The 8,769-nt window shown below is 58.0% G+C and carries 6 protein-coding genes; 2 read left to right on the plus strand and 4 right to left on the minus strand.

Going from position 1 to position 8,769, the window contains the following annotated elements; all coding sequences use genetic code 11:
* Positions 1-8 precede the first annotated feature (8 nt).
* Complete coding sequence (locus LHW45_06445; GenBank protein MCB5285212.1) at positions 9-1,373, plus strand: TldD/PmbA family protein; 1,365 nt, start codon at positions 9-11, stop codon at positions 1,371-1,373.
* Complete coding sequence (locus tag LHW45_06450) at positions 1,373-2,662, plus strand: TldD/PmbA family protein (GenBank protein MCB5285213.1); 1,290 nt, start codon at positions 1,373-1,375, stop codon at positions 2,660-2,662. The genes LHW45_06445 and LHW45_06450 overlap by 1 nt, the downstream gene beginning before the upstream one ends.
* A 44-nt stretch (positions 2,663-2,706) precedes the next feature.
* Here the strand turns inward: LHW45_06450 and LHW45_06455 are convergent, their stop codons facing one another.
* The 4 genes from LHW45_06455 to LHW45_06470 form a co-directional block, all read right to left on the minus strand.
* Positions 2,707-3,396, minus strand: a complete 690-nt coding sequence (locus tag LHW45_06455) for a gamma-glutamyl-gamma-aminobutyrate hydrolase family protein (protein ID MCB5285214.1) — start codon at positions 3,394-3,396, stop codon at positions 2,707-2,709.
* 258 nt (positions 3,397-3,654) lie between these two features.
* Positions 3,655-5,106, minus strand: a complete 1,452-nt coding sequence (locus LHW45_06460) for a serine/threonine protein kinase (GenBank protein ID MCB5285215.1) — start codon at positions 5,104-5,106, stop codon at positions 3,655-3,657.
* Complete coding sequence (locus tag LHW45_06465) at positions 5,103-6,248, minus strand: FHA domain-containing protein (protein ID MCB5285216.1); 1,146 nt, start codon at positions 6,246-6,248, stop codon at positions 5,103-5,105. The genes LHW45_06460 and LHW45_06465 overlap by 4 nt, the downstream gene beginning before the upstream one ends.
* A 26-nt stretch (positions 6,249-6,274) precedes the next feature.
* Entirely contained in the window at positions 6,275-7,783 is a 1,509-nt protein-coding gene (locus LHW45_06470) for a Stp1/IreP family PP2C-type Ser/Thr phosphatase (protein ID MCB5285217.1), read from the minus strand.
* Between the last annotated feature and the right edge of the window lie 986 nt (positions 7,784-8,769).

Raw genomic sequence — 8,769 nt, forward strand, 5'->3', positions numbered from 1 at the left:
GAGTTGCCATGATCGAGACCATGAAAGCGATGCTCGGCAAGGTTGAGGCCGATTACGCCGACCTGCGCTACGAGACCAAAAGGGTCCAGCGCGTGGTGCTGAGCAAAAAAGAGGTCCGGAGTTACGGATCGAACTCCGGCGACGGCTATGTGCTGCGGGTGCTGCGCCAGGGCGGTTTTGCCACCGTCTGTTTCACCAAGCCGGAGCAGGCGGAGGAGGCCATCCGCAAGGCCGTGGAAAACGCCGATATTCTTAGCGCGCATCAGCTGAAAAAGAAACAGCTGGCCCCGGCCCCGGTGATCCGGGAAAGCGTGAAAGCCACGCTGCGGGAGGACCCGCGCCATATCCCTCTGGAGGAAAAGCTGGCATTGGTGAAGCACTATTCCGAGCTGCTTTTCGCCCAGCCGGACATCGCCAATGTTGAGCTGGAATACTACGATGTCCATCGCGACAAGTTTTTCATCAACAGCGAAGGCAGCGAGATCAACGAGGAACTGGTCACCACCAAACTGGGCGGCTCCATCATCAGCCAGGCTGGCGACCTCACCCAGACGGTGCGCATGGCTTTTGGCGGCAGCGACGGGTTTCAAAAAGTTCGCGACCGCGAGGATGAAGCCCTGCAGCGCGCAAAGATAGCCTCCGATCTGCTGAAGGCGGAGCCGGTGAAGGCCGGCACCTACAACATGGTGCTCAATCCCGGCATCGCGGGTGTCTTTACCCATGAGGCTTTCGGCCACTTTTCCGAAGCCGACATCGTGCGCAACCTGCCGGCCATGCGGGCCAAGATGCAGTTGGGAACAAAGATCGGCACGGATATCCTGAACATCACCGACAACGCCACCCTGGCCAACCAACTGGGATATTACAAATATGACGATGAGGGCGTGGCTGTGCGCGAAGTGAAGCTGATGACCGCGGGCGTGCTTACTGGCAGGCTGCATGACCGGTTCACGGCAGCCGAAATGGGCGAGCCCATCTCCGGGCACGCCATCGCTGAGGATTTTCGCTACGCCCCGATCGTGCGCATGGGAAACATCTTCATCGAACCAGGCGCTGCCAGCCTGGAAGAGCTGCTCGCCGCCCTCGGCGACGGGCTTTACATCTGCGACGCCATGGGCGGCCAGACCTCCGGCGAAAACTTCACTTTCGGCGCCAACCACGGCTACATCGTGAAGGGCGGCAAACTGGCCGGCATGATCCGCGACATCAACATCGTGGGCAACCTCTACCACACCCTGAACAGCGTGAAGCTGATCGGCAGCGACTTCGTGCTCAACGAATCAGGCGGCTGTGGCAAAGGCCAGACCAACATCCGCTCCTGCCTCGGCGGACCCAGCGTGCTGTTTGAAAATCTCACCGTAGGAGGCAAATGATGGACAAGCTGCTCAAACTCGCGTCCCTGGCCGCCGATCAGGCCGAAGTCTATTATCAGGAAGAAACAGTGGACAGCCTCGCCTTCAGCGATGGTAAACTCGACAACTGCGACAGCGCCCTCAGTTCCGGCATCGCCCTGCGCGTGATCAAAAACGGCAAAATGGGCCTGGCCCACACCCGCAACTTACTCAACCGCGAAGCCCTGGTGAAGCAGGCCCTGCTGAGCGCGGAGAACGGCGTGGAAGTGGACTTCCTGTTCCCCCACACCCAGGACCCGCCCCGTCTCGAGCTTTACAGACCAAGCATCGAAACAATCAGCAAGGAGAACCTGATCGAGAAAGGCAACCGGATCATCGACTACGTTCGCGCCCGGATCGAAGGCCAGATCAACGTCAGTTTCGGCTATGGGACCGGCAGCAGCGGGATCCTCAACAGCGCCGGCACCGAACTGAGTGCCAGGTTCTCAGGATTTTCCACCCAGGCCATGCTGGTCTTTCCCGGCACCGGCAGCGGGCTCTTCACCTTTAAAACCGGGCGCGACCTGCTGGAACTGCAAGAGGCCGATCTGGACGAACTGATCGAACTCTTCCAGCTCAGCCAGAACGAGATCGTGCCGCCCACCAAGAAGTTGCCCGTGATCTTCACCCCCATCTCGCTGTTCGCGCTGCTCTCCAGATTCAGCGCCGCGTCGTCACCGGTGAACATCTACAACCGGGTTTCGCCCCTCTGCGGCAAACTCGGCGAACAGATCGTCTCCGAAAAACTCAGCCTCAACCGCGAACCTTTCGATCTGGAACTGGGATCTGCCGCTAGTTTTGACGACGAGGGCACTCCCACCCGCCGGCTCACGCTCATCGACCGCGGCGTCTTCAGCGCCTTTCCCACCGACCTGAATTACGCTGCCAAAATGAATCTGGAACCCAACGGCTGCGCGGTTCGCCAGTCTGTGGAATCACTCCCGATGGCCCATGCCGGCAATCTGGCGCTGGCCCCAGGCGATGCAAGCATGGCGGAGATGATCTCCGGCATCAAAGAGGGAATCCTGGTCCAGTTCCTGATGGGGGCGCATTCCGGCAACGTTCTCTACGGCGATTATTCCGTCGGCGTTTCCACCGGCTTCATGGTAGAAAACGGCCGCATCACAGGCCGGGTGAAGGATTGCCTGCTCTCCGGCAATGCCTATGAAACCCTCTCCAACGTGGAGGCAGTGGAAAACAAGGCCCTGAACCTCGGTTCTCACAAACTCCCGTCCCTGCTCTGCAAGGACGTGAGCGTGGCGGGAAAATAATGCTGTAACCTAATCTCTGAAGGGGTGCCATACCGGTGCCCCTTCTATGTTTTGGCCAGTTCCGCCAGAAATTCGAACACCGGCCGGCCCACCGCGGGGTCAGCAATCCTCTCCGGATGCCACTGAATGCCCAAAACCATCTGTTCTGAGCTGTATTCCAGCGCTTCCACCATCCCGTCCCCAGTCCGCGCAACTATTTCCAAACCCGCTCCCACGCGCTGGGGATCGACGGCCTGATGGTGATTCGAATTCACCAGTATCCTTTCTTTTCCAAAGATCCGGGGTAGCCAGCGTCCGCCCAGGATCTCCACCTGATGGTACTTTTCACCGTAATGGTCATCAAGTTCAGGGATGTGCTGGATCAAGCCCCCGCCAAAATGGACGTTGAGCAGCTGCATCCCGGCGCAGATGCCCAGCAGCGGTTTTTTCAGCTCCAGCGCGGTTTCCAGCAGGGCCAGATCGCCTTTCACGCGGCGTTCGTGGGCCTCCTCAGTTTGGGGATGGGGGTTTTCGCCATACAAAGCCGGCGGATAATCCATCCCGCCAATGATGATCACCGCGCCCAGGGGCTCCAGATACTGGCGCAGCGCGACTTTATCGTCTGTGCAGGGCAGGGGGCAGGGCAGCGCCCCGGCGGCAACCACCGCGTCTATGTACTTGTCGCGCACGTGAAACTGATGATAGCTGCCCAACTGCATATAGTTCATGCTCAGGCCGATCAGGGGTCGTGGCATGGGATACCTCGCGTTCGTTGTTTGTCTCGCTCACCCATACTGCAGGGCCTAACCTGTCAAGCTGATTCTCGCCGAAAACACAATGTTTTGCCCTCTAAATCCTTAATCGCCCCGGTCAGGACGGTAAGGGTTGATATCCATGGCCAGGCAGGATCATGCTGTCGAAAAGTCAGGCGAAGATGGATAAGTGGCTAACAAACTAAACTTTAGGGCGTTTTATCGGGAGATAATTTGCAGAAAACAAAAGAGGGGCCAAACTCAGTTCAGCCAGGCGGGATCGATGTTGGGCGGGCTTTCGGGATCAGGGTCGTAGATCTCAAAATGTTCGGTGTCGAGCACATAGTAGATCTCGATCCCAGCCTTGCCAAAGGCGCGGTTGCTGATGGCGGTGATGGTGCCGTCGTTCGACCATTCGAAGCTGAATTGGTCGGTGTCGGCCTCCGCGGGGTCCATGAACGTGTCCAGGCTCATGGGCCAGTCGCCGTAGTCATCCTGCTCCCGGTATTCGCGGGCTTTTCTGGCGATGGTGCTGAAGCGGGGCCGGATCGCGCGGACGGCGTTTTCAGCCTCCCTGAGCTGCTGGGCGGCTATGTTGGCCTCGATCTCCTCCTCGCTGAGCGCTTCCTCTGCGGAAACCACTTCTTCGGCGGTTTCCTCTGCCACCGTTTCTTCAGCTCTGGGTTGGACGAGGTTGGGATTGATATCCAGCAATGCTTTGAGCGTGAAACCGAGCGTGGCCAGGATGATGGCGATGATGAGGATGACGAGGAAGGCGCGCAGGCCGGCCGGCATTTTCTTTTTAGGGGCCGGAGGAATGGGTGTGGGGGCCACAGGCGCGATGGGAACAGGTTTATCGGTAAAGGGCAGGGCGGTGGTGATGGAACCCAGGGAACCGGTATCCAGGGCTTTGATGGCATCGGCAGCGCTGGGGCGCAGCGAAGGTTCTTTGGCGGTCATAGCGTACAGCAGGTCCACGATGAGGTCGGACATGTAGGGGTAATGCTCCCTTGGATGGGGCAGGGGGCGCTCCACGATCTCTTTTTCGATGAGGAAATCACTCTCGGTTTCGGTGCTGAAGGGCAGGCGCCCGGTGAGCATCTCGTAGAGGACCACGCCGGTGGAATAGATGTCCGAACGGCTGTCCACATCGCGCGGCGAGCGCACCTGCTCCGGGCTCATGTAATAGATGGTGCCCAGCCGCGAGCCGGTGAGGGTGGACTGCGGGTTGGCCAGAATGCGGGCCACGCCGAAATCCAGGATCTTGAGATCATCGCGGTCGCCGATCATGATGTTCGAGGGCTTGATGTCGCGGTGAACCACACCCTTGGTTTGGGCGTAATCCAGGGCGGCCAGGATCTGGCGGAGGATGCGGCGGGTGCGCTGTTCCGGCACGGGGCCGATGGTGGCGATGAGGTCGCGCAGAGTTTGCCCTTCGGCATATTCCATCACCATGAAATAGCTTTCCTGCTCCAGGAAAAAGGTGAAGAGGCCAACGATGTGGGGATGCTGAAGTTGAGACAGGATGCGGGCTTCATTGATGAAGCGCTGGCGGAAATGCTCCTGATGGGTCACGGCCGGATCGAGCATCTTGATGGCGACCTTGCGCCCCAGCAGCTCTTCCTCGGCGGCGTAAACCTTGCCCATGCCGCCTTCGCCGATATAGTCCAGCACGCGGTAGTTGCGGATGAGGTCGCCGGGTTTGAGGATCATTTGAGGACGCGGCCGCCTTTTTTCGCGCTGTCGGTTTTCACGGCGGCCACCTCAGCCTTGATGGAGTTCAGGGAATCGTAAACTCCCTCAAGGTTGCCCAGCGCCGTGTCGTAGTCGCTGAGGGCCTGGTCCACCGAGCTGTCTATGGTCTCATCTGTCTTCAGACTGTCCAGGGGTGATTTATCGCCCGTGTTGCCAAATTCTTTGAGTAGGTCTATCCCCTGCTTCACGAAATCCTTGGCCTCCGGAGCCTTGCTGGCCAGCTCCAGTTCGTTCTCGCGCAGCTTCAATTCAACCTTGGCCTGGGTCAGTTGCATCTCCGCCTCGCTGATCCGGGCCAGATGCTCCGGCTGGCTCTGCAAATATTCGTAGCGAGAGTTGAAGTCCTTTTCCGTGATGCTGGTGCTGGCGGTGCGCAGGATCTTTCCGGCTTCGTTGCCGGTGGATGGCAGGGTCTGCGGTTCGCCCACCTTCACGTCCAGCAGGCAATAGGCCTGAAGCTGGGACATATCCTTGCCAAACACAGACGGAGCCTTGGCCAGCAGGTCCTCCAGCGTTTCCAGCTGGGACCGGCGTGAAGACATTTCGGGTTCTTCCACGGATTTGATGCTGTAGGTGTATTCTGTTTGGATGTTGAAGGTTTCGCCGCTGCCGGCGGAAATGTCGTCCCAGAAGAGAAAGTAAGCTCCGGTGAGCAGACCGGCCACGCCCAGTACGATGAGGCTGATCAGCAGCGCGGGCGGGAATTTTTTGGGTTTGGGCGCCTCCTGCTGATAGAAGACCGGGGCCGGACGGGGATAGGTGCCGGACGGGGTTCCGGAAAAGGCGGCAACAACTGAGTTCCAGTCCAGTTCAGCGATCCCGCCCAGGGAAACTCTGTCGCCGGGACGGACCAACGCGCTGGTAACCCTCTGTCCGTTCACCTGGATGCCGTTTAGCGAGTTCTGGTCTGTGATCCGGTACTGCGAGCCCTCGCGGGTGATCACGGCGTGCAGCCGCGAGATGCGTTCGTGGTTCACAACGATGTCGTTTCCAGCGTCACGGCCGATCCGCAGCTGCCGGGAAGGGTTGACAGGTTTGCCGCAGACAACGCAGAAGCTGCTGTCCGCCTCGATCTCCGCTCCGCAATTGATGCACTTCATGGTTCTGATCTCTCCGTTTTGTGTGGTCAGGCTTTGTTCAGGCTGATGCCGTAGGGCCCCAGCAGGATGCGGCCGCGCAGGCGGGCAAAGCGTTCGGGTTTGTTGAAGAGTTGGTCGGCGTTGGCCGCGTCGTATTTTTTGTAGAGCTCGCGCGCGGCAGACCAGGTCTGGTCGTCCACCGGGGAAGTGCCGGAGGCGATGAATTTGCTTTCCCAGCCTTCTTTGGCCAGGTTGAATTTGCCGGAGGAGCGCAGCACGGCGATGGCCATCAAGGCGGTGATGTCTTCGGCTTTGAGGTTGGGCACATATTGATAAGCCAGCTTGGCATAGTCCAGATAGATGGTCTGGCCGGGAACGATGTAGATCACCTGGTTGGCTTCGGATTTGCCGATGAATTGGAGGTTTTTGGCCTGGGCGGTTTTATTGCTCATGGCGTTAAATGCTTCCAGATAGGGGTTTTGCGCCGCGTAAGGCCCCAGCCGGCTGGCGATGGTGGCTTCGTCCACCACCAGTTTGGGATCGATGGCCTTCTCAGGAGTCTCCTTGCCCTTGTTCTTCTGTTCCTCTTTGAGGCGTTTCTTTTCCTCTTTGGCCAGGCGTTTGGCCTCGGCCTTGGCCGCTTTCAGGGAATCGCGGGCCGCCGCCACTTCTGGAGAGGGCGGCACCTGGATGGACCTGGCATACCAGAACACGGCGCCCAGAAACACCATCAATGTGGCAATCAGGGCCAGAGGCGGCAGGATCTTTTTCTTGCGCGGGACGGGAAGCTCCTCGCTGAGCGTGAAGGGCGAGCATTGCTGCACCTGCACGATCTGGATGGTGATGTTGTCGCTTCCGCCGCGGTCGTTGGCCATTTCCACCAGGTTCTGGCAGGCGATCTGGGGTTCCTCTTCCATCTGCTGCTGCAGTTCGCTGTCTTTCACATACTCCGTGAGGCCGTCCGAGCAGAGCAGGAAAACGTCATCCTGCTGAAGGATGTGAGGCCCGGAGATGTCCGGCGCGAAGCTGGTGTGGCCGATGGCCTTGGTGATGAAATTGCGGCGGGGATGGGTGGCGGCCTGTTCCTGCGTGATGATGCCGCTTTCCACCATCATCTGCACTTCGGAGTGGTCTTTGGTGAGCTGAATGATCGAGCCGCCGCGGCTGAGGTATATCCGGCTGTCACCGCAGTGGGCGATGTAATAGCTAACGCCGTGGATCAGCAGCAGCACCAGCGTGGTGCCCATGCCCGTGAGCTCCGGCTCCAGCTCCACCCGCTCGTTGATCTTTTGCTGGGCGAAATCTATGCCCTGGGCAATCACGGTCAGCTCTTCGCCGGGAATGTAATTGGTCTCGAAATATTTGCGGATGCTCTCCACGGCCAGGCGCGACGCGACTTCGCCGCCCTCGTGGCCGCCCATGCCGTCACAGACCAGGAAAAGGTCGCCGAATTCGCCCTGAAAATGGCCAAAATAGTCTTCGTTCTTGGTGCGGGCCGGATTTCTGCCAATATCCGAGATGTTCGCGTTCCGAAGGCGGACGGTGTTCTTTTGCATAAGTCACTCCCTGCGTATTCAATTCTCCATGCGGAGGGGTTTTTCCATGTCAATTCACACGGCCACACATTCCGCAATATGTCAAGTTTTTATTTTGGCCGGGCCAGTTCTGGCGGCCTGAGCCCGGTTTAGCAGGCAGGGCAGGCTGGATAACGGCCATGGAGAGTAAGTAAAAACTTCAATTTGGCTCATCGAAAACTTCAAATGGCCATATCCTGGCAATAATCTACCGGCAACCATGAATTGCGCAAGGCATAGAGCGTTGCAATCAAAGCGTAATGTGAATACATCGTTATGGAGGGTTGTTTCCACGGGTTACGTCCAGGTGCTTTGATAAACTCCCATAACTGAAGTCTGTGATAATCCCAACACCTCTGGAATGGTCTGATTTAGTCGATGTCCAAGCCCGAAGCGATATCATTTTAACTGGCTCTCTTTCAAATCGGGTGGGTAAAGCCCAGATGCGGAATACGATAGCGTGAGGGTGAAGTGGCCGGGGACCCTGCGAAGAAGCGAAACGGTGCCCTCTGGCCATAAAGGCCATTTCCCGGGTCCCGGACGCGCCTCCCGCCTGATAGCCGCGTTTGATGCGATGATCAAGCGGGGAGCGTGGGAGGGGGATGGAAGCGAGCGCTCAAGGCGTGACTGACAGGACATAGAGGTGGGTAAGCATTTCTGTCGCCTCCAGGCTTTACCCACCCGGTTTGAAAAAGTGCCTTATAACTACGTACTAAATACTGCAATATCACCAAATGTCCAAGTGAGCTAAGTTAGAGGTTTTGAATGACTCTTTGCATCGGTAAAAGAGCTCTCTGTTGAGTCCCAAATGTTGGTGTAAATTCCAACTCATTGTTTCTCCGGTTGTTTGAGGGCATCTGATATCCCTCGTTACTCACAATCTATGTAAGGCCAAGCGACCAATTGCATTGTTTTCATCTTGTAGATCCAAGTCAAGTTCTTTTTCATAAATAATCTACCTTGCTGCG

The sequence above is a fragment of the Candidatus Cloacimonadota bacterium genome, assembly GCA_020532085.1.
In the GTDB taxonomy this organism is placed as follows: Bacteria; Cloacimonadota; Cloacimonadia; order Cloacimonadales; family Cloacimonadaceae; genus Syntrophosphaera.